At 63.6% G+C, this 22,077-nt stretch carries 20 protein-coding genes; 16 read left to right on the top strand and 4 right to left on the bottom strand.

Annotated elements, in window-relative coordinates; genetic code table 11:
• Positions 1 to 126 precede the first annotated feature (126 nt).
• The 5 genes from HRU71_09740 to HRU71_09720 all read left to right on the top strand — a co-directional run bounded on the left by HRU71_09740 (position 127) and on the right by HRU71_09720 (position 3,658).
• Complete coding sequence (locus HRU71_09740; protein QOJ03746.1) at positions 127 to 720, top strand: NADH-quinone oxidoreductase subunit I; 594 nt, start codon at positions 127 to 129, stop codon at positions 718 to 720.
• A 51-nt stretch (positions 721 to 771) separates the two neighbouring features.
• Positions 772 to 1,212, top strand: a complete 441-nt coding sequence (locus tag HRU71_09735; GenBank protein QOJ03745.1) for an NADH-quinone oxidoreductase subunit A — start codon at positions 772 to 774, stop codon at positions 1,210 to 1,212.
• 13 nt (positions 1,213 to 1,225) lie between these two features.
• On the top strand, positions 1,226 to 1,759 hold the full coding sequence (locus HRU71_09730) for an NADH-quinone oxidoreductase subunit B (GenBank protein QOJ03744.1): 534 nt from the start codon (positions 1,226 to 1,228) through the stop codon (positions 1,757 to 1,759).
• Positions 1,760 to 1,769: 10 nt separating this feature from the next.
• Positions 1,770 to 2,333: an NADH-quinone oxidoreductase subunit C gene (locus HRU71_09725; protein ID QOJ03743.1), complete on the top strand. Its 564-nt coding sequence runs from the start codon at positions 1,770 to 1,772 to the stop codon at positions 2,331 to 2,333.
• A gap of 134 nt (positions 2,334 to 2,467) precedes the next feature.
• Positions 2,468 to 3,658, top strand: a complete 1,191-nt coding sequence (locus tag HRU71_09720; protein ID QOJ03742.1) for an NADH-quinone oxidoreductase subunit D — start codon at positions 2,468 to 2,470, stop codon at positions 3,656 to 3,658.
• Positions 3,659 to 3,693: 35 nt separating this feature from the next.
• On the opposite strand, the gene HRU71_09715 is transcribed toward HRU71_09720, so the two are convergent.
• Positions 3,694 to 3,873 carry a hypothetical protein gene (locus tag HRU71_09715; protein QOJ03741.1) on the bottom strand — a complete coding sequence of 60 codons (180 nt, stop codon included), beginning with the start codon at positions 3,871 to 3,873 and terminating at the stop codon, positions 3,694 to 3,696.
• Between the two features lie 794 nt (positions 3,874 to 4,667).
• Here HRU71_09715 and nuoH point away from each other — a divergent pair.
• The 11 genes from nuoH (at position 4,668) to HRU71_09660 (ending at position 17,836) form a co-directional block, all read left to right on the top strand.
• Entirely contained in the window at positions 4,668 to 6,407 is a 1,740-nt protein-coding gene (gene nuoH / locus HRU71_09710; GenBank protein QOJ03740.1) for an NADH-quinone oxidoreductase subunit NuoH, read from the top strand.
• Between the two features lie 61 nt (positions 6,408 to 6,468).
• Entirely contained in the window at positions 6,469 to 6,960 is a 492-nt protein-coding gene (locus tag HRU71_09705) for an NADH-quinone oxidoreductase subunit J (protein ID QOJ03739.1), read from the top strand.
• Positions 6,961 to 7,272, top strand: a complete 312-nt coding sequence (nuoK, locus tag HRU71_09700; protein QOJ03738.1) for an NADH-quinone oxidoreductase subunit NuoK — start codon at positions 6,961 to 6,963, stop codon at positions 7,270 to 7,272.
• A gap of 124 nt (positions 7,273 to 7,396) precedes the next feature.
• Positions 7,397 to 9,946 (top strand): NADH-quinone oxidoreductase subunit L, encoded by a 2,550-nt coding sequence (locus HRU71_09695; GenBank protein ID QOJ03737.1) that lies wholly within the window; start codon positions 7,397 to 7,399, stop codon positions 9,944 to 9,946.
• A gap of 111 nt (positions 9,947 to 10,057) precedes the next feature.
• The gene (locus HRU71_09690) at positions 10,058 to 11,602 is read left to right on the top strand and encodes an NADH-quinone oxidoreductase subunit M (GenBank protein ID QOJ04979.1); all 1,545 of its coding nucleotides are present in this window, start codon (positions 10,058 to 10,060) and stop codon (positions 11,600 to 11,602) included.
• A 12-nt stretch (positions 11,603 to 11,614) separates the two neighbouring features.
• A complete protein-coding gene (locus HRU71_09685) occupies positions 11,615 to 13,249 on the top strand; it encodes an NADH-quinone oxidoreductase subunit N (GenBank protein ID QOJ03736.1) in 1,635 nt (544 codons plus the stop codon).
• A 52-nt stretch (positions 13,250 to 13,301) separates the two neighbouring features.
• A complete protein-coding gene (locus HRU71_09680) occupies positions 13,302 to 13,742 on the top strand; it encodes a hypothetical protein (GenBank protein QOJ03735.1) in 441 nt (146 codons plus the stop codon).
• A gap of 169 nt (positions 13,743 to 13,911) precedes the next feature.
• Positions 13,912 to 15,006, top strand: a complete 1,095-nt coding sequence (locus tag HRU71_09675; GenBank protein QOJ03734.1) for a PilT/PilU family type 4a pilus ATPase — start codon at positions 13,912 to 13,914, stop codon at positions 15,004 to 15,006.
• Between the two features lie 153 nt (positions 15,007 to 15,159).
• Positions 15,160 to 15,591: a zf-TFIIB domain-containing protein gene (locus HRU71_09670; GenBank protein ID QOJ03733.1), complete on the top strand. Its 432-nt coding sequence runs from the start codon at positions 15,160 to 15,162 to the stop codon at positions 15,589 to 15,591.
• 5 nt (positions 15,592 to 15,596) lie between these two features.
• Positions 15,597 to 16,145, top strand: coding sequence for a LemA family protein (locus tag HRU71_09665; GenBank protein QOJ04978.1), 549 nt, complete (start codon positions 15,597 to 15,599; stop codon positions 16,143 to 16,145).
• 83 nt (positions 16,146 to 16,228) lie between these two features.
• On the top strand, positions 16,229 to 17,836 hold the full coding sequence (locus tag HRU71_09660) for a M48 family metallopeptidase (protein ID QOJ03732.1): 1,608 nt from the start codon (positions 16,229 to 16,231) through the stop codon (positions 17,834 to 17,836).
• Between the two features lie 27 nt (positions 17,837 to 17,863).
• Here the strand turns inward: HRU71_09660 and HRU71_09655 are convergent, their stop codons facing one another.
• From HRU71_09655 to HRU71_09645, 3 genes are all read right to left on the bottom strand, one after another.
• Complete coding sequence (locus tag HRU71_09655; GenBank protein QOJ03731.1) at positions 17,864 to 19,606, bottom strand: glutamine--tRNA ligase/YqeY domain fusion protein; 1,743 nt, start codon at positions 19,604 to 19,606, stop codon at positions 17,864 to 17,866.
• Positions 19,607 to 19,870: 264 nt separating this feature from the next.
• Entirely contained in the window at positions 19,871 to 21,529 is a 1,659-nt protein-coding gene (locus HRU71_09650) for a glutamate--tRNA ligase (protein ID QOJ03730.1), read from the bottom strand.
• Positions 21,530 to 21,654: 125 nt separating this feature from the next.
• The gene (locus HRU71_09645) at positions 21,655 to 22,068 is read right to left on the bottom strand and encodes an Rrf2 family transcriptional regulator (protein ID QOJ03729.1); all 414 of its coding nucleotides are present in this window, start codon (positions 22,066 to 22,068) and stop codon (positions 21,655 to 21,657) included.
• Positions 22,069 to 22,077: the final 9 nt, after the last annotated feature.

Here is a 22,077-nt window from a genome sequence, read left to right as displayed (position 1 = left end):
CGTCGCGCTCCGCCTGTTGGAGCGATGGCGCGGCTCGGCTATACTCCGCCTGGCAGGTGGGTTGGTAACACAAGGCCGATGGAAGGGTGCGCTGCCGGACTCAATCGGCGCGATCGAGGGACAGGCATGGCGACGGCGCGGGAGTACTTCCGGAACATTTTCGACACGGTGCGAACAATCGCCATCGGCATGCGCATCACGCTGAAATACAACTTCGCGCGGACGATCACGCTGCAATACCCCGACATGGCGCCGGCCCTTCAGCCGCGCTATCGCGGGTTCCACTGGTTCGAGGCCGAGAAGTGCATCGCTTGCGACCAGTGTGCGAAGGCCTGCCCGGTGGACTGCATTTACATCGAAAAGAGCGGTCCTCGGAAGATCGACAAGGCGACGGGCGTGGCGGTCGGCGGGGCGCTGGAGCGCTACGCGATTGATTACAGCAAGTGCATGTTCTGCGCGCTGTGCTGCGACCCGTGCCCGACGGACTGCATCCACATGGGCGACAACCACGATTTGAGCGCCTACACGCGCGAGGACATGTGCGTCGAGTTCACCGAGCTGGCCAAAATCGGCAAGCAGACGCCCGAACCGTACTGGATGCAGAAGGACGACATGCCCGAGTGGGCGGCGGCAAAGAAGGCGCGCTGGGAGGAGCGGGCGCGGCCCGTACGCGAGGAAATGCTCAAGGCGTTGCAGCCGTCCAGCGCGAAGAAGGAGTAAGCCGAGCCAGGACGGGTCCTGCTCGGACTGATCGAACGGAGTGTTGCTTGCATGTCAGATGGCATTGACGTGGTGATCGGCCTGCTGTTGTTCGTGGTGGGCGGGCTGGCGATTTCGCTGGGCGGGTTGACGGTCGGCCGGCTGGTACGCACGAGCCTGCCGCACCCGGAGAAGGGCGCGCCGTACGAATGCGGCGAGCCGACGATCGGCAGCAGCTGGGTGCAGTTCGACCTGCGTTTTTATGTCGTCGCGCTGGTGTTCCTGATTTTCGACATTGAGATCGCGCTGTTCTACCCGTGGGCCGTGGTTTACAAGGAAGCAGGCATCGCGGCCTTGTGGGACATGCTCTTTTTCTTCGGTGTGATCGTCGTGGGCTTCCTGTACCTGTGGCGGTTCGGCTATCTCGACTGGGTGCGGGCGACGGGGTTGAAGGAGCGGCCGCAGGCTGCACCGCGTGATGAACTGTACCGAGCGGCTCGGCAGTGGAGCTAGACAGGGTGATTCCATGAGTTGGATTGAAAATCGGTTTGAAGAGGGCCTGATCGTCACGTCGCTGGACTGGGCCATCAACTGGGGCCGCAGCAGCAGCGTGTGGCCGATGACGTTCGGCCTGGCGTGTTGCGCGATCGAGATGATGGCGGTCGGCGCGAGCCGGTTCGACATCGACCGGTTCGGGGCCGGTGCGTTTCGCGCGACGCCGCGTCAGGCCGATCTCATGATTGTGGCCGGCACGGTGACGTTCAAGATGGCCAGTCGAGTACGACGTTTGTATAATCAGATGCCGGAGCCGAAGTACGTGATCGCGATGGGTGCGTGCACGATCGGCGGCGGGCCGTACTTCAAGCACGGGTATCACGTTGTGAAGGGCGTGGATCTCGTGGTGCCGGTCGACGTGTACGTACCCGGCTGTCCGCCTCGGCCCGAGGCGTTGCTCGAAGGGCTGATGCGGTTGCAGGACAAGATTCGCAATACGTCGATCGCCAAGGATCCGTGGTTGAAGGCGAAGGACCAGTCGAGTCGTTTGGTCGAAGCGGTGTGAGGGATCGGGCATGACGTCGGAAGAGATTGTTTCAATTCTCAAGGAGCGTTTCGGCGAGAAGATTCGCGGGGCGAACTTCGCCGGCGCGCTGCCGCATGTCGAATTGGACGCCACGGCCTGGCCTGACGTCGCCCGCTTTCTGCGAGACGACCCGCGCATGGGCTTCAACATGCTGCGATGCATCACCAGTCAGGATTTCCTCGAAGACGATCAACTCGCCGCGACGTATGACCTCGACGCGCTGGCAGGCCAGCCCCACGGGCGCGACCCGTGGAATCGCCGCCACACGTTCAGCGTCAGAATCAAAGTGCCGCGAAACACGCCGCACATTCCAAGCGTGGCCGACGTCTGGCCCGCGGCCGACTGGCACGAGCGAGAGGCGTATGACCTGATGGGCATCGTGTTTGATAACCATCCGGACAGCGTGGAAGGACCGGATGGCCCGCACCCGCGACGCATCCTCTGCCCGGACGATTGGGAAGGCCATCCGCTTCGCAAGGATTACAACTTCCCGATGGAGTATCACGGCATTCCGGCGGTGACGGAGTACGGCCAGACCCGCCCGGTGCATTAGCGCGCAACGAACCGGCGCACGAGCGGTTGGATCAATCAACGAGCTGCGGGCTTCAGCCCGCGCGGTGAATCGACGCCGGGCGAGCTGCCGAGTGCGGAACAACCCGTTGCGAGCGTGGAGCAAGTGAGATTGCAATGGCGGACATGATTCTTGAAGCACGGCCGGACATCAACGTGGACCTGACGGACGAGGAGATCGCCCAGGGCGACATGCCGACCGAGGAAATGCTGGTCAACATGGGCCCGCAGCATCCGGCGACGCACGGCGTGCTGCGCGTGGTGCTTCGCACCGATGGAGAGATGGTGCTGGAGGCCGTGCCGCACATCGGCTACCTCCATCGCTGCGCCGAGAAGATCGGCGAGAACGTCGCGCCGTATCAATACATCCCGTACACGGATCGCATGGACTACCTTGCGGGCATGAACGACAACCTCGCGTTCGCCGTCGCGGTGGAAAAACTGGCCGGTCTGGAGGTGAGCAAGCGGGCGCAGATCATTCGCGTCATCTTCGCCGAGCTGAACCGCATCGCGTCGCACCTCGTGTCGATGGGCACGTATGGCCTGGACATCGGCGCCTTCACGCCGTTTTTGTATGCCTTCCGCGAGCGCGAGATGATCCTCGACCTGTTTGAGTCGGCCTGCGGCGCGCGGCTGACCTACAGCTACATCACCGTCGGCGGGGTCACGCAGGATCTGCCCGATCGCTTCATCGACCTCACCGAGGAGTTCCTCGATTACTTCGAGCCCAAGATCGACGAATACAACAATCTGCTTAGCTACAACCACATCTTCGTCAAGCGCACCGCGAACATCGGCGTCATCAGCGCGGCCGACGCGATCGCATTCGGGCTGACCGGACCGTGTCTGCGGGCCAGCGGCGTGCGGTGGGATCTGCGCAAGGTGCAGAAGGATCTCGGCTACGACGAATACGAATTCGACGTGCCGATTGGCGAGGGGCTGAAGGGAAAGGTCGGCGACTGCTGGGATCGCTACTTTGTGCGCATCCTCGAGATGAAGCAGTCGGTGCGCATCCTGCGCCAAGCGCTTCAGAAGCTGCGCGGCACCGAGGGCGACGTACTGGACAAGAAGGGCAAAACACTCAAGCTGCCGGCCGACGAGATCTACTACGAGATGGAGAATCCGCGCGGCCAGCTCGGCTTTTTCGTACAAGGCAACGGCAGCGCCATCCCCGCGCGGGTCAAAGCCCGCGGGCCCAGCTTCTGCAATCTCTCGATCACCAGCCAGGTCTGCACGAATTGTCTGCTCGCCGACGTGGCCGCCATCATCGGCAGCATCGACGTCGTGATGGGCGAGGTCGATCGCTAGACGAGTGTTCAGCGCCCCGGCCGGACTTGCCGTCCCTACCCGCTGAAGGCCGCCGTGAACGCCCGCACGTCAAGTCCATCGACCGCATGGTCGCCATTCAGGTCGCCGCGGAAGCGATCGCATTCCTCGTGCATGGCGTCATACCCGTCGGGGTCCACCAGCGCCTGCACAAAATGCGGGATGTCGTCGAGCGTGAGCGCGCCATCGCAGTTCATGTCGCCCTGCACGAGGAATGCGATCGCTTCCGCGGCGACGGGACGTTTCCGTCATCAGGAAAGTCTCGCTGCGCGGGGAGGCGGAACCTCCGGCAGAATCGAATTTGTCACGGGTATGAAATCATTGAAAGGAATCTTGCGCCGGCTCCCCGACACCGGTGCGGGTACGCGGATGGCGAATGCCAAACCAAGGTCGCAAGAGACGGCGACCCAATGCGAGGTCTTCCCCTGGCAGGACAGCGGAGCAATAACAAGGCCGACGATCTGATCCGACGGAGCCTCACCGGCTTCGCACACTGCGGAATCATCACATTCGGCCCGCCTGCCTTTGCTGCAGCAAGACTTTGTCGGTGTGGGTTTGAAGCAGCAGCATTGCGTGCGGCACATGTCCGCGTTAAGACAACCACAGGCATGATCTCTGCACGGAAAGTCTTCCGCGGTTTTGATGGGCCGATCGGAAATGGGAAATCCGATCGTCGCCGCCAAGTAGGCCAGCACAAGGATGGTCGAGATGCTGCGGATTCGAATCACGGGACCGGGCATTCTAACCCGTGCGACGATGCGCACAACGACCCTGTCGCCGATAGGAGGCCATGACGAATTATCCACGCAAATGTGAGGCGGCTTATCCCGCCCGTAGAACGGATTTTCATGGCGGCCTGACATCCCCGGCGGGAAGAACATTCCGCCCGATCGGCGTCGGCTTGCAACCGCCCTTTTTCCTGCTATAAACCTTGCTCTTGGCGCGATTGGGGCCGCCGAACGGGCAGCCGTCAGCAGTGGGAGAGCCGGGTTTGAGCACCTATACGATACCGTGGTCGGAGAAAAGCCCGGACACCCTTGCCGGCTATCGCCGCAAAGCCATCGGCCTGCTTGGCACGCTGGGCATCGCGTCGTTGCTCATCGGCGCCGGATCGTACGTCGGCTTCGGTCTGGGGCAGGCGAACCGAATGGCCGACTGGAAGGTTCTTCCCGCGCTGCTGCTGGCCATCGGTCCGATTATCGGGTTCTTTGCGCTGTGCGGCGGAGCGCTGGCCATCGCATCCTATCGGGTCATCAGGCGGATCCTCAAAGGGCCGTACGTCGCCTTCACGCTCTTCTGCGGCGGAGTGATCGGTACGTGTCTGGTCGTCTGGCTGCACTCGATTGTGTTCGATCTCATCAAGGAAATGCTCGCCGGTGCCGCCGGGAGCAACGAGTTCACGACACCGTTGTGGATCACCACGGCCCGGCTGACGGTGCGGGAGATTTACGACGCCTTGGCGGCGGAGTTTCCGAAGTTTCCGGTCATTCTCGCCTATGCCCTGTGGCCGTTGCAGTTCGATCTCGTGCGAGACCTGATCGCCCTCGGCGCAATCATCGGATTCATCAACATCGTGCCGGTCTTCGGCATCTGGTGGGAGCGCAAAATTGCCGGCCGCATTCAAAGCCGACTCGGGCCGATGCGCGTCGGCGGCTGGCACGGCTGGGCGCAGTCACCGGCCGACGGCATCAAGCTGCTGTTCAAGGAAGACACGATCCCACCCGAGGGCGACACGATTTTGTTCCGAATGGCGGTGCATCTCGCGTTTGTGCCGGCGGTGTGTGCGTTCATCGCGCTGCCGTTCGCCGGGTCGTGGGTCTTTCGCGATCTGGACGTGGCGCTGCTGTTCATCCTGGCGATGCTCGGCATCGAAGTCGTCGGCGTGATCCTCGCCGGCTGGGCCAGCAACAACAAGTGGAGCGTGTACGGCGCGATGCGCGAGGCGTGCCAGATGGTCTCGTATGAGATTCCGATGGGCATGAGCCTGCTCATTCCCGTCATGCTCGCGGGCACGCTGCAACTGACGGCCATCGCCGATCAACAGGCCGGCGGCTTCTGGACGTGGTTCATTTTTGCCAATCCGTTCGCATTCGTAGCGTTCTTCACGTACTACATCGGTTCGCTGGCAAGCTGCAAGCGGGCGCCCTTCGACCTGCCCGAAAGCGAATCGGAACTGGTGGCGGGCTTTCACACCGAGTATTCGGGCTTCCGCTGGTCGTTGTTCTTTTTCGGCGAGTATGCGGCGATGTTTGTTGTGTCGGGCCTCGCGGTGATTTTGTTCCTCGGCGGTTGGAAGTCACCCTTCCCGGCAAGTTGGGCGCTGCCGACCGGCGGCGCGTGGTATCTCGATATCCCCGCGCGAGTCATCAACGGAATGTTCCTCAAGGAGGGGCCGATCCTGTTTATCCTCAAGTCAGCGTTCCTGTATTACGTGCAGTTGTGGATTCGATGGACGCTGCCGCGCATTCGGATTGATCAGGTGTTGTACGCCTGTGTGCAGGTGCTGCTGCCGTTGACGATGGTGGTGTTGCTGGGCAACACGCTGTGGATCCTCGGCGTGCATCATCTCAAGGCGCCGTGGATGCTGGCGGTGGACAAGGCCTTGCATGGGACGCTCGTGGCCATCGGCGTTGCCGTGATGTTGTCGATGCTGGGCGTCGCGTGGTACGGCTGGGTGAATCGCAAACGACTGCCGGGCAGCCTGGTGATTGACCATCTGCCGGGGTCATGACGAACCGATTGCGCAAGCAATCGAAAGAGAGAGCCGATCGCGCAAGCGATCGAAAGAACGAATGGAAACGCTCGCGTTTTATCTGTTCGCCGCCGTCTCGCTGGGCAGCGCCGTCGGCGCGGCCCTGTCGAAGAACATCGTGCGCACGGCCGTGTGCCTGCTGGGCACCCTGGGCGGCGTGGCGGGATTGTATTTCCTGTTGAACGCGAATCTGCTGGCGGCGATTCAGTTGATCGTGTACGCCGGCGGCACACTCATCCTGATCGTGTTCGGCGTCATGCTGACCAGCAAGAGCCCGTACGCCAAACTCACGCCGACGCGCGGGCAGGTGGTCGCGTCGGTGTTCGTCGCCGCCCTGCTGGCGACCGGGCTGATCACCCTGATGAGCCGGGCGGATTGGTCGAAGCCCTCGGGCGAGTTGACCGCCTCGCCGCACGTGGCCGACGTTGGCCGCATGCTGCTGACGGATTATCTCGTGCCGTTCGAGGCGGCGAGCGTGCTGCTCTTGGTGGTGATGATCGGCGCGGCGTACATGGCGAGGCCGGAGAAGTAAATGCTGGCGATCGGACTGAATCATTATCTTGTCCTCTCGGCGTTGATCTTCTCGCTGGGCGTGCTGTGCATGACCACGAAGCGCAACGCGATCGGGATCCTCATCGGCGTCGAGCTGGTGCTGAACGCGGCGAACATCAACTTCGTGGCGTTTTCGAAGTATCAGACCGGTGCGGGCGACGGGCACATCTTTGCGGTGTTCGTCATCCTGCTGGCGGCGGCGGAGGCGGCGATCGGCATCGCCATCTTCATGAACTTCTACAATCGCCTGGCTACGATCGACGTCGATCGCGGAGATGAGTTGAAGCATTAAGAAACACCCTGACTCCGGCCCTCTCCCTGGAGGGGAGCGGGGGAGCGGCGGGCAAGCCCGCCGGCTAAATGGAGCACGGACAACTGACAACTGGTCACTGAACACCGTTAACTGACAACCGTACATGCAATATCAGACAGCACTGGCTCTGGGCGTCGTCATCCCGCTGATCAGCTTCGGCATCCTCGTGTTCTGGGGGCCGCGGCTGGGCAAGCCGAAGGCATCGTGGGTGGCCCTCGCCGCGATTGGAATCTCCGCGGGCCTGGGCATTTACGTCCTCGCCGGCTGGCTCGGCGCCGACGCCGCCACGCGCGCGACGCTCGCCGAGCAGGCCTATCGCTACGACTGGGGCCGCATCGGCGACCTTCCCATCACCGTCGGCGTCAAGCTCGACAGCCTCACCGTGATCATGTACTTCATGGTCACTTTCATCGCCTTCTGGATTCACTTTTTCAGCATCGGCTACATGGCCGGCCACAGCGACGAGGTCGACGGCGTCAGCAAGTATCACCGCTTCTTCGCCTACCTCTCGCTCTTCTGCTTCTCAATGCTCGGCTTGGTCATCAGCAGCAGCCTGCTGTTTCTGTTCATCTTCTGGGAGCTGGTCGGCCTCTGCTCGTACCTGCTGATCGGCTTCTACTTCGATCGCAAATATGCGTCGAACGCCGCCATGAAGGCGTTCATCACCAACCGCGTCGGCGATTTCGGGTTCATCCTCGGCCTCGCGCTGGTGGTCATCTACACCGGCACGTTCGATCTTGACGCCGCGGCCGCGTCGATCTCGCAACAGTTTCACGCGAAATCCGGCATCTTCGCCGAGTCGTTCACCCTGTGGGGTTTGAGCCTCGCGACGATCATGGGCATCGGTCTCTTCTGTGGCGCGATGGGCAAGAGCGCCCAGTTCCCGCTGCACGTCTGGCTGCCCGACGCCATGGCCGGCCCGACGCCGGTGAGCGCGCTGATCCACGCGGCGACCATGGTCGCGGCGGGTGTGTATCTCGTCGCGCGCGTCTTTCGATTGCTTACGCCCGAGGCGCAGATGTTCATCGCCGTGATCGGCTGCATCACGCTGACCATTACCGCGCTGATCGCCATCGTGCAGACGGATATCAAGAAGGTGCTGGCGTACTCCACGCTTAGCCAGCTTGGTTACATGATCTTCGGCATGGGCGTCGGGGCCTGGGTGGCGGCGCTGTTTCACCTGATGACGCACGCCTTCTTCAAGGCCATGCTCTTCCTTGGAAGCGGTCAGGTCATCGAAGGCTGTCACCACGAGCAGGACATCACCAAGATGGGCGGTCTGCGAAAGAAGATGCCCGTCACCTGCTGGACGTTCTTCATTGGCGTGCTGGCGATCGCCGGGTTCGGCCTGCCGGGCGTCGCCTTCGGGCCGGATCATTTCAAGCTCGGCCTCGGCGGTTACTTCAGCAAGGACGAGATTCTTGCGGTTGCGTACGAGCGGGCGTTCAACTTCCCGGGCGTCTTAAACAAGTCCGACGCCGCGGCCGACGATGCGGGGGAACATGCGGCGGCGGAGCCGAAAGAAGAATCAAGAATAGCGGATAGCGAAAAGACTGCCGCTCATATTCATACGCCCTCCGTCGCGCTGGCTTCCGGTCTTAATTCTCAAGCTTCAAGCCCCAAGTCCCAGGTCTTACCGCTCACCGACGAAACCGGCCGGCATGGCGCGCAATCGACCGCTTCACACGATGCCGCACACGGTGAAGGCGATCACCATGACGCCGCAACCGGCACGCCGGCGAAGCTGGCCATCGCCCAGCGCCTGCCCAATCTGCCGACGTGGATGTTCTGGCTGCCGATCATCATCGCATACATCACGCCGTTCTACATGATGCGTGTCTGGTGGCTGACGTTCTGCGGCAAGCCGCGCGATCACCATGTGTACGATCACGCGCACGAATCGCCCATGATGTGGATTCCTCTGGCCGTGTTGGCCGTCGGCACCGTCTTTTGCAGTTACAACCTGTTCGGCACGTTCCGGCCGATGCTGGCCGAGGCGGCCGCCATCGCGACGGACAGTTCGATGATCGTCGCGGTCGACGGCGAGGCGCACCACGCGGGCGGCTCGATGCTGACGTTGACCCACATGCCGGGGCGCGATCCGCATGCGGCCCTGGCAAAGATTGTCGGCTGGTCGTGGCTGATCGGCATGGGCCTCGCGGCGTTTCTGTACCTGCGCGGGTTGGAGATCGCGGCGGGTCTGAAGCGCATCTGGCCGTTGAGCGCCGTTCACAAGGCGCTGGACAACAAGCTTTACTTCGACCACGTGTACGACGCCGTGCTGGTCGGCGGCACGGTGATCTTCGGGCAGGTCTGCGGCGCGATCGACAAGTACATCGTGGACGGTCTGGTGAATCTCTCCGCCGGCGTGACGCGTCTGCTCGGCGTGTTCATGGGGCGACAGCTCGACATGCCCGTGAAGAAGACCGACTGGGGTCTGATTGATCGCATTGCCAACGAACTGGCCGAGGCGATGCTGGATATCGGCATGCACATTCGCCGGCCGCAATCGGGCCGGATTCGTTCGTACGTGGTGCTGGCGGCGGGGACGGCGGCCGCCGCGCTGCTCGTGGTGTTGTATTACGAGCCGTTGTCGTCCGGGTGTCAGTGGTTCCTGCGCAAGACGCTATCGCTGGCGTCGGCGCAGCAGTAGAAGTCGATTGCATCGCGTGGCACCGCCGTCTCGGCGGTGGGTTCACGGGCGAGACGCCTGTGCCACATGGGTGGAGTGCGGATACGCGGGAGTTGAAACGTGACGAGTCATCTGTTGACGTGGCTGATCTTTCTACCGTTGATCGGCGCCGGTCTGGTGCTGATCGCCCCGGCGCGGCAGGCACGGATGATCGCGTGGGTGTTTACCTTCGCGGTGTTTCTGCTGTCGTGCAGCCTGTTTGGGCCGTTCCTGTCGGGCGACGCTTTCCAGGGCGACTACGGCACGCTTCAATTCGAGCACAAAGTCTCGTGGATTCACGTCGGCGGCTTTGAGATCAACTGGCACGTGGGGCTCGACGGCCTCTCCTTCCCGCTGGTCATCCTCACGACGCTCATCACGTGGCTGGCCTGCTGGGCCGGCTGGAACTTCGACCATTGGCACAACAATCGCAGCCCCAAGGGTTACTTTTCGCTGTTCCTGCTGCTGGAGACCGGCGTGCTGGGTACGTTCGGCGCGATCGACTTCTTCCTGTTCTACATCTTCTGGGAAGTCATGCTGCTGCCCATGTACTTCCTGATCGGTGTGTGGGGCGGGCCGCGGAAGGAATACGCCGCGATCAAGTTCTTCCTGTACACGCTGGCCGGCTCGGTGCTGATGCTCGTCGCCCTGCTGGCGATGTACTTCATGAGCGCCGACGCCAACGGCGGCGCGGGCACCTTCAATCTCATCGATTACGCGACCAAGCCCGCCATTCACGAACTCTTCAACGGCGCGAACACCACCTTCCTCGGCTGGAACTTCGGCCAGGCGATGTTCATTATGCTGTTCATCGGGTTCATGATTAAGGTGCCGCTGTTCCCCTTCCACACGTGGTTGCCCGACGCCCACGTCGAAGCGCCGACGCCGATCTCGATGATCCTGGCCGGCATTCTGCTGAAGCTCGGATCGTATGGCTTCCTCCGGATCTGCTACCCGATCTTTCCCGAGGCAGGCCAGACCCTGGCGTGGTACGTCGCCATGCTCGGCCTGATCAACATCATCTACGGCGCATTCTGCTGCCTGGCGCAGACCGACTTCAAGCGGCTCGTCGCCTACAGCTCGATCAGCCACATGGGCTACGTCGTGCTGGGCTGTGCCATCATGACGACAACTGGTTTCCAGGGCGCCATGTTCCAGATGCTGGCCCACGGCATCAGCAGCCCGATGTGCTTCTTTCTCGTCGGCGTGATTTACGACCGGGCGCACCATCGCGACCTCAATCGCTTCGGCGGCCTGTGGCTGGCCATGCCGCGTTACGGTTCGCTGGCCACGCTGGGCTTCTTTGCGTCGCTTGGCCTGCCGTCGTTGTGCGGCTTCATCGGTGAAATCTGGGTCCTGCTCGGTACGTATAGCGCGCCCTACTCCTGGGCCAAGCCGATGGCGTTCGCCGCGGCCTTCGGCGTGGTCCTGACCGCCGGTTACATCCTCTGGATGATTCAACGGGTTTACCTCGGCAAGAAGCGCGAGGAGTACGCATCGTTCCCCGATGCCGACGCACGGGAGACGGCGATCCTCTTCCCGATGGCCGTGCTGGCGATTTTCCTCGGCGTGCTGCCGAAGTACACCTTTGACCTCATGAACGGCACGATCGACAAAGTCGTCGGCCTGTTTAACTAGGAGCGGTCCCGCGTGCAGATTCTTGCGGCAACACCATTCTGGCTGCCCGATGTGGAGCAGCTTCAGGCGCTGGCCCCGTTGTGGAGTCTCGCCGCGTCCATTGTCGCCGTGCTGCTGGCGGCGCTGGTCTTCGGGCGCACCGGGCGCGTCTCGGCAACCACTGCGGCGATCGGAGCCGCCGTCACGGCGTACATCTGCTACAGCGGGTTTACCTCGCGCGCCGGCAGTTTCGCGGGCATGTCACCGGACGCGAGCAAGCCGATGCTCGTGGTCGATCAGTTCAGTTACTTCTTTATCTTCCTGTCCAGCGCGTTTCTGCTGCTCATCATCGGCATGTGGTGGATCGGGCAGTGGTCGGCCCAGCCCGGCTCGATGTCGTCCGCGGACGATGCGCCGGAATACTTTACCCTGCTGCTGGGCAGCGCCTTCGGCATGGCGCTCATGGTCTGCACGACGAACCTGCTGATGATCGTGCTCGCCGTCGAATCGGCGTCGCTCCCGTCCTACGGGCTGGCCGGCTTTCGAAAGAAGAACCGGCTCTCGGCCGAGGCGTCGATGAAATACGTGCTCTTCGGCGCGGTGACCAGCGCCATGATGATCTACGGCGCGTCGCTTCTGTACGGACAGTACCACACACTGGACCTCGCGAAGATCGGCGCGGAGATTTCCACCGGCGGCGCGAGCGTGCTGATGGGAACGGCGATCATCGCATTTCTCGCGGGGGTCGCGTTCAAAGTCTCGGCCGTGCCGTTCCATTTCTGGTGCCCGGACGTATTCGAGGGCGCGTCGATTGAAATCACCACGTGGTTGAGCGTCGCGAGCAAAGCGGCCGGTCTGGGCCTGATGCTCCGCGTCATCTCGGTGCTGACCTCCTCCACCGCCTCGCCCGCGGTGCTCGCGACCGTCTCGCAGGCCGTCGCGATCATGGCCGCCGTCACCTGCACCGTCGGTAACTTCTCCGCCTTCTGGCAGACCAATCTCAAGCGGCTGCTGGCGTTCAGCTCCATCGCTCACGCGGGGTACATGCTGATGGCCGTGGCGATTCTCTGGCGGCCGACGCTGAACGAGGCGGGCGCGGTGCATCCGGCATTCAGCGCGATCGTCGCCTACACGCTGGTGTACGTGCTGATGAACCTCGGCGCGTTCGGCATCGTCGCGATGGTCGGCTGGGCCACGGGCAAGGAGACGCTCGACGGCTTCGCCGGGCTGGGGTGGCGCAATCCGCTGCTGGGCGTCGTGATGACGATCTGCCTGTTCAGCCTCGTGGGCCTGCCGCCGTTCGGAGGATTCGTCGCCAAGTATTACCTGCTCGTGGCGCTGTTCGAGGCGAAGCTGTACTGGTTGATCTTCGTCGCCGTGTTCAACACGCTGATCAGTCTGTACTACTACGCGCGCGTGGCGTATGCGATGTATTTCGTATCTAGCGACGAGCCGCCGATCCGTACGCCGGCGCTCGGCAGGCTTGCCGTGGTGGCGTGTGCGCTGGGCATCGTGCTGACCGGCACGCTGTACGCCGGCGGGTTGATCGGTTTCGCCGAGAACCGCTCGCGCGATCTGTATCGCGTGGTGCAGCCGACGGCGACCGCGGCGATCTTCCCGTCGCCCGACGCCGCGCGGGCTGAAGCCCGCGGCTCACTTGGCGATTGAATCCATTTAACCGGCGCGAGCTTACCTGCCGCGCCGGTGACGCAACCTTTGCATGGAATCCATGAACCATCAGGCCGACATCGACACGCTGAACGCACTCCTCGCTGCCGAGTACGGTAGCCTCGTGCATCGGCTCGCCGAGGCCGGCGCGCACGTCACATGGCCGGCCGCCGGTGATCATCAGATCGTCCAGCAGATGCTTCGCGAGACGCAGGCGCACCAGGCGGCGCTGGCCGAAGCGATCCTCCGGCTGCGCGGCGCGCCGCGTCCGCCGACTTACCCCACCAGCGTCGGCGGCGTTCACTACCTCAAGCTGTCGTTCCTGATGCCGCAAGTCATCGCCAACGTTCGCAACCTCGTGCGGCTGTACGAAGCGGCCCGGGTCGTCGACAAGGCCGCCGCGCAGGTCGTTCGCCGACACCTCGACGACCACCGCCGGCATCTCACGGAGCTGGAGCGCCTGCACGCAACGCTCCCGCGGCAAGCGTCTTAAAGCAAGGCCTTCACCCGGTCGATGGAGCGGCCCGCTCGGCAAATCGGGGTGACTCATCGGCTTGCGAAAACGCGAGCCGATGCAGCCCCGCACTGACCGGTCAACAAACGCCCGCAGGCCGCGCCGTGTCCCGCAACCCAATCGCCGTCTGCGGGTATGATTCCTTCGCATGTCATCCACGCCGTCCACGTCGCCGATCGATGTCCTCGCGCTCTTGCGCAACATGGAGGCCATGGAGGCGTCGGACCTGCACCTTGTCGCCGGTCACGTACCGATGTATCGCGTCCACGGAACGCTCGTGCCGACCGGCACGACGCCGATCACGGCCGAGGCCGTTCGCGCGATGCTGGCGGCCGTCGCACCCGCCGGGGCGCTGGCGCGGCTGGAAAGTGCTACAGATGTTGATTTCGCGTTGTCGCTTCCCGCCGCGGGCGCGCAGACCGTCGCCGCGCGCTTTCGCGTCAACGTTTTCACCGCGCGCGGGCAGATCGGCGCATGCTTTCGCGCCATTCCGACGCGCCTGCCGAGCTTCGAGGAACTGGGCTTTCCGCGCGATCTGGCCGAACGCATCGCCGCCCTGAACAGCGGGCTGGTGCTCGTGACCGGCGTCACCGGCAGCGGCAAGACGACGACGCTCGCCGCCCTGATCGCGCTGCTCAATCAGCGCGGCGGCCATCGCATCCTCACCATTGAAGATCCCATTGAATACATTCACCCGCCCGCGCCGGGGTCCATTGTGACCCAGCGTGAAGTCGGCGCGGACGTCGCCTCGTTCTACGACGGCCTGCGCTTCGGTCTGCGCCAGGATCCGGACGTGATCCTCGTCGGCGAGATTCGCGATCGCGACACGGCGCAGCTCGCCATCTCCGCGGCCGAGACGGGGCATCTGATCTTCTCCACGCTGCACACCGCCGACGCAAAGGGCGCGATCTCGCGACTGGTCGATCTCTTCCCAACGGAGCAGCACGACGACATCCGCACGCAACTCTCGTTAAGCTTTCAGGCGGTGATCGCGCAGCACCTGTTGCCCGGCGCGCAGACCGGCCGTCGCGTGCTGGCGATGGAAGTCATGCTCGGCAGCTTCGCCGTGCGCAGCGCGATCCGCGCCGGAAAGACCGAGCAACTCGACACGGCGATTCAAAGCGGGCGAAAGGACGGCATGTTCACGCTCGATGCACACCTCCGCCACCTGCTTGATGAGAATCGCATTGCGCTGGACACGGCCCGCGTGCACGCGAAAGACCCGGCGGAGTTCGGCACGTAACAAACTTGTCTTATCGCAGGTGATCCCCCCGCTGTTATGAACGACTGCCGCTTTTATAGTGGCCGAGCGGACCGCGGCGACGTTACACTTCCTGTGACGCGGTCGATCCGCGCCCATCGCATCCGGCGGTGGGCGGCGTCGAGCCGTTTTCGCGTGAAGAGGTGCTCCATGTGCCCGGTCTGCAAGAACCCGATGCTGATCCTCGAACTCGACGGCGTCGAGGTTGATCACTGCCCGACCTGCCTCGGTACCTGGCTCGACGCCGGCGAACTGGAGTCCCTGCTGTCGTCCGACGAGAACGGCGCGATCGCGTCGCTCACGTCGGCCATGCAGACGGCCGAGCGCCTGGGCAAGTCGCGCGAGCGGCAGTGCCCCCGGTGCCGTCGCAAGCTGGAGGCTCGGCGCGTCCGCGATGCGAATGTGACCATCGACACCTGCCCGCGCGGCGACGGGCTGTGGCTGGATCACGGCGAACTGGCGGCGCTGGTGCGCGCGTTTGCCTCGACGGACGGCGGCACAACGGGGTTTCTCGGAACGCTTTTTGAGCGCGAATTGCAGGATCGCGCGAAAGGAGACAATGCGTAATGGCCATCTGGATCGCAATCGGCGCGGCGGTGGTGTTCGTGGGCTGGTTCGTGCTGACGTACAACTCGCTCGTGGCGCTGCGCAACCGCGTGAAGAACGCCTGGTCGCAGATCGACGTGCAGCTCAAGCGGCGGCACGATTTGATCCCCAATCTTGTGGAGACGGTCAAAGGCTACGCTGGGCACGAAAAATCGGCGCTGGAAGGCGTGACGCGGGCGCGGGCGGCCGCCACCAGTGCGCAGGGCATCGGCGCGTCGGCGCGTGCCGAGGGCGAGTTGAGCCAGGCCCTGTCCCGCCTGTTGATGGTCGCCGAGCAGTATCCTGACTTGAAGGCGAATACGAACTTCCTCGCGCTCCAGGAGGAGCTGGCCTCGACCGAGAATCGAATCGGCTTCTCGCGGCAGCACTTCAACGACAGCGTGATGGGCTACAACAACAAGGTGCAGTCCTTCCCGGCGAACATCGTCGCGGGGATGTTCAACTTCGAGCAGGAGGAGTTCTTCGAGCTGGACAACGCCGCCGCGCGCGAGGCGCCGAAGGTCAGCTTCTCCTGAACACCGCCGCGGCGGGCACGCCCGCCGGATAAGGAAGGGCCGACGACGCGTTGCATCAAAGCGTGCGCGGGCCCGGACATTCCATGTGGGACGCGATTGAACAGAACAAGCGCCGATCGTGGATGCTGATCGGCGTGATGGCCCTGCTTCTCGCGGCGATCGGGTACGCGATCGGCGGCGCGGTGTATCTACAGGCCGCCATGCCGCGCGATTGGATTCGCGGCTACCAGGATTACGCCGGCAGCGTCGACCGCTTCGCCGAGGGCGACCCCGATGCGCTGCGCAAGCCGCGTTTCTTCGCGTGGCTCGACAATCCCGGCGATCTGCTCAACAAGGGCGGCTTGGCCGGCATCGCTTCCGGGCTGGGCATCGCGGCGATCTTGGGGCTGTACGGATGGTTCCTCGGTGCACAGTCGCTGTTGCGCACGGCCGGAGCGGTCCCGATTGACAAGGAGCACGCGCCGCAGCTTTACAACGTCGTTGAGGAAATGACCCTCGCGGCCGGACTGCCGAAGATGCCCGAGGTTTATGTCATGGATGACGACGCGCCGAACGCATTTGCCACCGGCCGCTCGCCGGAAGAAGCGTCTGTCGCCGTAACGCGCGGGCTGTTGTCACGATTAAATCGCGACGAGTTGCAGGGCGTGATCGCGCACGAGATCGGCCACGTTCGCAATTACGACATTCGCTTCATGACGCTGGCGGGAACGATCCTCGGCAGCATCGTCCTCATCTCGGAGTTGTTTCTTCGTGCGCAGTGGTACGCACCGCGGCGATCCTCGCGCGACAAGGGAGGCGGTGCGCAGGCGATTCTGTTCGTCCTCGCCATCGTGCTGGCGATTCTCGCGCCGATCTTCGCGCAAATGCTATACTTCGCCTGCTCGCGTCGGCGCGAGTACCTCGCGGACGCGTCGGCGGCCGTGCTGACCCGCTATCCCGAGGGGCTGGCATCGGCGCTGGAAAAGATCGGCGCTTCGGCCAACACGCGTTTGACGTCTTGCAGCAAGACGCTCGCGCCGATGTTCATCGTGAATCCGCTGCAATCGGAGGAACGATCAAGCGTTTTCTCGTCGCACCCGCCGCTCACGGAGCGAATCAAAATTCTGCGCGGCATGGGCGGCATGGCGGGCTACGTCGATTACGAAGCGGCGTTTGCGAAGTTGCAGCGCGGCAAGCACTGCATGCGCGCTGCCTTTCTCAAAGAGCAGCAGTCGATCCCCGCGCGAAGGCCGACCGTGGAGAAAGAAACGCGCGGCGACGCCATTGCGCGCGTGCGCGAGGCGATGGGATTGCTGGATGCGGCGGCTGGCGTGCTGCCGATCGTGTGTTCGTGCGGCGTGCGGATCAAGCTTCCGCCGGGACTCGCTGCAACGCAGGTGGTTTGCCCGCGCTGCGGAAAGCTGCATGAGCCGTCACAGGCCGTCGCGGAAGCCGGCGACGAAATGCGCGGCAGCGCAGCGCTTGTCGGCAACGAGTATCGTACGCGTGACAATACATCCGGCGCGCCCGGGACGGCGCGACGCATCGCACGGCCCGCGCAGAACATGGTCTATCGCCGCCGCAGCGGAGGCTGGGAATCGTTCCGCTGCGGATGCGGCCACGCGGTGGAATTGAGTCCGCAATTCTCCGCCCCGCTCGTGCAGTGCAACAAATGCGGCGGGCGGATTCGCGTGGAAGAAATGCGCTCCTAGGTCGGATCCTCTACCAGACGTTCCTGCTCACCTCTTTTTCTCCACCTTCGCCCAAGTGTCCTTCAACGACACCGTTCGATTGAAGACCATCGCTCCGGGCTTCGAGTCGGGATCGACGCAGAAGTAGCCCAGCCGTTCGAATTGCACACGGTCTGGGTTGATCGTGCCGTGGGCATCCGCGCGGCACGCCGCGTCGGCCAGCGCGGGTTCGAGCTTGCAGCCGGTGAGTACTTCCAGCGAGTTCGGGTTCAGGTTCGATCGCCAGTCGCGCCCGGCGTCGGCCTCGCCCACGTCGTCGGGGTCTTCCTTGGCGAATAAGTGATCGTATAACCGCACCTCGGCTTCGAGGGCGTGGGCGGCACTCACCCAATGGATCGTGCCCTTCACCTTGCGGCCGTCGGGCGAATCGCCGCCGCGCGTGGCGGGGTCGTAGGTAGCGTGGACCTCGGTAACATTCCCTGCCGCATCTTTCACTACATTTGTACACTTGACAAAGTAGGCGTAGCGCAGCCTCACCTCGTTGCCGGGGAAGAGGCGGAAATAGCCCTTGGGCGGATCCTCGCGGAAATCCTCCCGCTCGATATACAGTTCGCGTGCGAAGGGCACCTTGCGCGTGCCGGCGGCGGTGTCCTCGGGATTGTTGCCCGCGTCGAGCAGCTCCCCGGGGCCTTCGGGGTAGTTGGTGATGACCAGCTTGAGCGGGCGCAACACCGCCATGCGCCGCGGCGCGGTGCGATTCAGCTCCTCGCGGATGGCGTTCTCCAGTCGTACATAGTCGATCACGCTGTTGAACTTCGCCACACCGATGTCGGCGCAGAAGGCGCGGATGCTGGCCGGCGTGTAGCCGCGGCGGCGCAGGCCGCATACCGTGGGCATGCGCGGGTCGTCCCACCCGCGAACGTGCTTGTCGCGCACGAGTTCGAGCAATCGGCGTTTGCTCATCACGGTGTAGGTGAGTTCCAGTCGCGCGAACTCGATTTGCTGCGGATGGTGAATCGGCGAAGGGTTGCCCTCGTTGATGGCGTCGATATACCAGTCGTACAACGGCCGGTGATTCTCGAACTCCAGCGTGCAGATGCTGTGGGTGATGCCCTCGATGGAGTCCTCCAAACCGTGCGCCCAGTCGTAGGTCGGATAGACGCACCATTTCGCGCCTTGTCGATGATGCTCGGCGTGAATAATGCGATACATGATCGGGTCGCGCAGATTCAGATTCGGGTGCGCCATGTCGATCTTGGCGCGGAGCGTCCGCGAGCCGTCGGGAAACTCGCCGCGGCGCATGCGGTCGAACAGGTCGAGATTCTCTTCCACCGAACGATCGCGGAACGGGCTGTTGCGACCCGGTGACGTGAGCGTGCCGCGATAAGCGCGCGTCTCTTCGGCAGTCAGATCGCACACGTACGCCTTGCCCTTGCGGATCAACAGTTGCGCCCATTCGTACATTTTGTCGAAATAATCCGAGGCGTGGAGCAGCCGGTCGCCCCAGTCAGCCCCGAGCCAGCGCACGTCGCGGATGATCGAGTCGACGTATTCCTGCTCCTCCTTCTCCGGGTTGGTGTCGTCGAAGCGCAGGTTGAACAGGCCGCCGTACTCGGCCGCCAGCCCGTAGTTCAGGCAGATGCTCTTGGCGTGGCCGATGTGCAGGTAGCCGTTCGGCTCGGGCGGGAAGCGCGTGTGCACGCGGCCACCCCATCGGCCGGAGGCGTTGTCGGCGGCGATGAGATCGTGGATGAAATGGCGCGAGGCCGGTGTCGTGTCGTCAGCAGTCATGTCACGTATTCCTCGTGTCGGATCGTGTGGAGATTATCAAACATCGGGAAGCAGGCCGCAAAGCGCGGCGCCCGCGAACGAATGGCCGCGTGCCATCACCCGAATCGTTTCACAACGAACGTCGAACGGACAATGGTAATGAAAAAGGTGGATTCAGCGCGGCGCGCGCCGCTGCTGGGCCTGGCGGCCTGCCATGCGAAGTTCAAATGATGAGGTCCAACGGTGCACTTCGATGCTCTCTATCGACCGTATTATATCACTGCATTAACGATTGTCCAGGCACCTGCGAATCCGCGCCAGCGTCCGCTCCCGCCCCAGCAACGCCAGCGTGTCCCCGATCGACGGGCTGACCGTCCGCCCCGCCACGGCCACGCGCAGCGGCTGCGCCACGTCGCCCATTTTGGCACCGCTCGTTTCGCAAAATGTCTTCACCCAGGCTTCAACCGCCTCGGCGCTCCACGGTGAGAGCGCCTCCAGCTCCGGCAGCACGTGCCCGAGCATCGCGTACCCCGCGCCGTCGTTCTTCACCAGCACCTTCTTCACCGCGTCGGCGTCGTAGACCACCGAGGCGTCCTCGGCGAACAGGACACCGGCCTTGGAGGCGATGTCGGCGAACGTGCGAAATCCCTTGCACGCCGCCAGCACGCGATTGATCGTATCATCATCCAGCGCCGCCATCGGTGATTCGCACGCCGCCGCCCAGTCTCGAAACGCAGCCAGCAGGCGCTGCGGCGTCGCGGCTGCGACATACGTCGTATTGAACGACAGCAGCTTCTCGCGGTCGAAGCGCCCGGCCGTCTTGTTGATGCGGTCGATTGAGAATGCCTGAATCATCTCCTCGCGCGTGAGAATCTCCCGGTCGTTGCCAGGTGACCAGCCGATGAGCGCGACGAAGTTCACCAGCGCCTCGGGCAAGTAGCCGCTCACGCGAAAATCGTGAACGTCGATCTCCGGCAGTTGGACGCCGAGAAATTTCCCCAGCCGATCCAGCGTCGCCGAATCCGGCGCATCGCCCTTTTTCAAGCGATCGATCACTTCGGCTCCGCCGGCCGCCGACTGCAACGATGCGTGCCACGCCGCGCCCTCCGGCGTCTGCGGCGACATCCTTGCGCCGCGCTCTGTGATCGCCTTCTGCACCGCCTTGGCCTTGTCGCGTTTGGACATTTTCGAGCCGTCGAGGTTGAACACCAGCGGCAGATGCGCGAACGCTGGCGACGGATAGCCCAGCGCCTGCTGCATGAACACGTGCTTGGGCGTGTTCATCAGGTGCTCCTGCGCCCGCAGGACGTGGCTGATCTTCATGTGCGCGTCATCGACCACGACGGCGAAGTGATACGTCGGCCAGCCGTTGCTTTTGACGATGACCAGGTCTTCCAACTCGCCCGCGCCGAACGTCACGTCGCCGAGAATCTCGTCGTGAATGGTGATTGCCTCGTCCGGCACGGCGAATCGCACGACGACCGGCCGTCCCTCGGCCCGCGCTCGAGCCGCGTCCGCCTCGGTGGGGAAGTGCGCCGGCCGCGGATATCGAAAGCCGACTTTTTTCGCCGTCGCCTCGCGCCGCAGGGCGTCCAGCTCCTCCGGCGTGTCGAACGCGTAGTAGGCCTTGCCCTCGGCGAGCAGCTTCTTCGCCGCCGCGTCGTACAGATCGCGCCGCTCGGACTGGCGATACGGCCCGGCCGGCCCACCGACATCCGGCCCCTCGTCGTACTCGATGCCGAGCCAGCGGAGATCCTCGATCAGCTTGGACTCGGCCCCCTCAATGTTTCGCAGGATGTCGGTGTCCTCGATGCGCAGAATGAACGTGCCGCCGAAGCGCTTGCAGAACAACCAGTTAAACAGCGCCGTCCGCGCCCCGCCGACGTGGAGATAACCCGTCGGCGAGGGGGCGAACCGAGCGCGGATCGGATCGGAAGTCGTCATAGCCCGGAAACTCTATCACAAAGAGCCTCGGGCTTCAGCGCCGCGCGGCGCTATCACAATGAGCCGCGGGCTTCAGCCCGCGCGGCGCGACGATCGTGCGAGAACGACGCCATTCATCGAATCTCTCAAAATCGCACCACCGTAGCCAAGTCCGCCAGCGTCGTGCGATCCAGCAGATCGTCCATCTGTCGCCGCACAGCCGCCCAAGCAGGCAAGAGATTGCATGGATGCGAGGCGTCGCAGCGCGACGATCCGTACATGCAACGATAAGCGCGATCCGGACCGTCGATGGCTTCGGCAATGTGACGGAGCGTGATCTGCCCGGCGAGGCGGTTGAGCGCGAAGCCTCCGCCGCGGCCCTTGGCCGACGCCAGCACGCCGGCGCGGACGAGTTGTTGTAACAGCTTGCGAAGGTAATCGCGCGGCACGTCCAGCGGCCCGACGATGTCCTTCACCAGGCAGAACCGACCCGGCTCGGCCGTGTGAACGACCCGCACCAGCGCGGCCACGGCGTAATGGCAACCGGTGGATAGCAGCATAGGGCTGTA

The organism is Planctomycetia bacterium (assembly GCA_015200345.1).
Classification (GTDB): domain Bacteria; phylum Planctomycetota; class Phycisphaerae; order UBA1845; family UTPLA1; genus PLA3.
Note: the sequence above shows the minus strand (reverse complement) of the source record. Positions and strands in the feature narration are given on the sequence as shown.

Coding starts and splice junctions, on each gene's coding strand:
- HRU71_09675 (QOJ03734.1), top strand. CDS start 13,912: ATGTCATCCACGCCGTCCACGTCGCCGATCGATGTCCTCGCGCTCTTG.
- HRU71_09645 (QOJ03729.1), bottom strand. CDS start 22,068: ATGCTGCTATCCACCGGTTGCCATTACGCCGTGGCCGCGCTGGTGCGG.
- HRU71_09655 (QOJ03731.1), bottom strand. CDS start 19,606: ATGACTGCTGACGACACGACACCGGCCTCGCGCCATTTCATCCACGAT.
- HRU71_09725 (QOJ03743.1), top strand. CDS start 1,770: ATGACGTCGGAAGAGATTGTTTCAATTCTCAAGGAGCGTTTCGGCGAG.
- HRU71_09650 (QOJ03730.1), bottom strand. CDS start 21,529: ATGACGACTTCCGATCCGATCCGCGCTCGGTTCGCCCCCTCGCCGACG.
- HRU71_09695 (QOJ03737.1), top strand. CDS start 7,397: ATGCAATATCAGACAGCACTGGCTCTGGGCGTCGTCATCCCGCTGATC.
- nuoK (QOJ03738.1), top strand. CDS start 6,961: ATGCTGGCGATCGGACTGAATCATTATCTTGTCCTCTCGGCGTTGATC.
- HRU71_09680 (QOJ03735.1), top strand. CDS start 13,302: ATGGAATCCATGAACCATCAGGCCGACATCGACACGCTGAACGCACTC.
- HRU71_09740 (QOJ03746.1), top strand. CDS start 127: ATGGCGACGGCGCGGGAGTACTTCCGGAACATTTTCGACACGGTGCGA.
- HRU71_09735 (QOJ03745.1), top strand. CDS start 772: ATGTCAGATGGCATTGACGTGGTGATCGGCCTGCTGTTGTTCGTGGTG.
- HRU71_09705 (QOJ03739.1), top strand. CDS start 6,469: ATGGAAACGCTCGCGTTTTATCTGTTCGCCGCCGTCTCGCTGGGCAGC.
- HRU71_09720 (QOJ03742.1), top strand. CDS start 2,468: ATGGCGGACATGATTCTTGAAGCACGGCCGGACATCAACGTGGACCTG.
- HRU71_09730 (QOJ03744.1), top strand. CDS start 1,226: ATGAGTTGGATTGAAAATCGGTTTGAAGAGGGCCTGATCGTCACGTCG.
- HRU71_09715 (QOJ03741.1), bottom strand. CDS start 3,873: ATGAACTGCGATGGCGCGCTCACGCTCGACGACATCCCGCATTTTGTG.
- HRU71_09660 (QOJ03732.1), top strand. CDS start 16,229: ATGTGGGACGCGATTGAACAGAACAAGCGCCGATCGTGGATGCTGATC.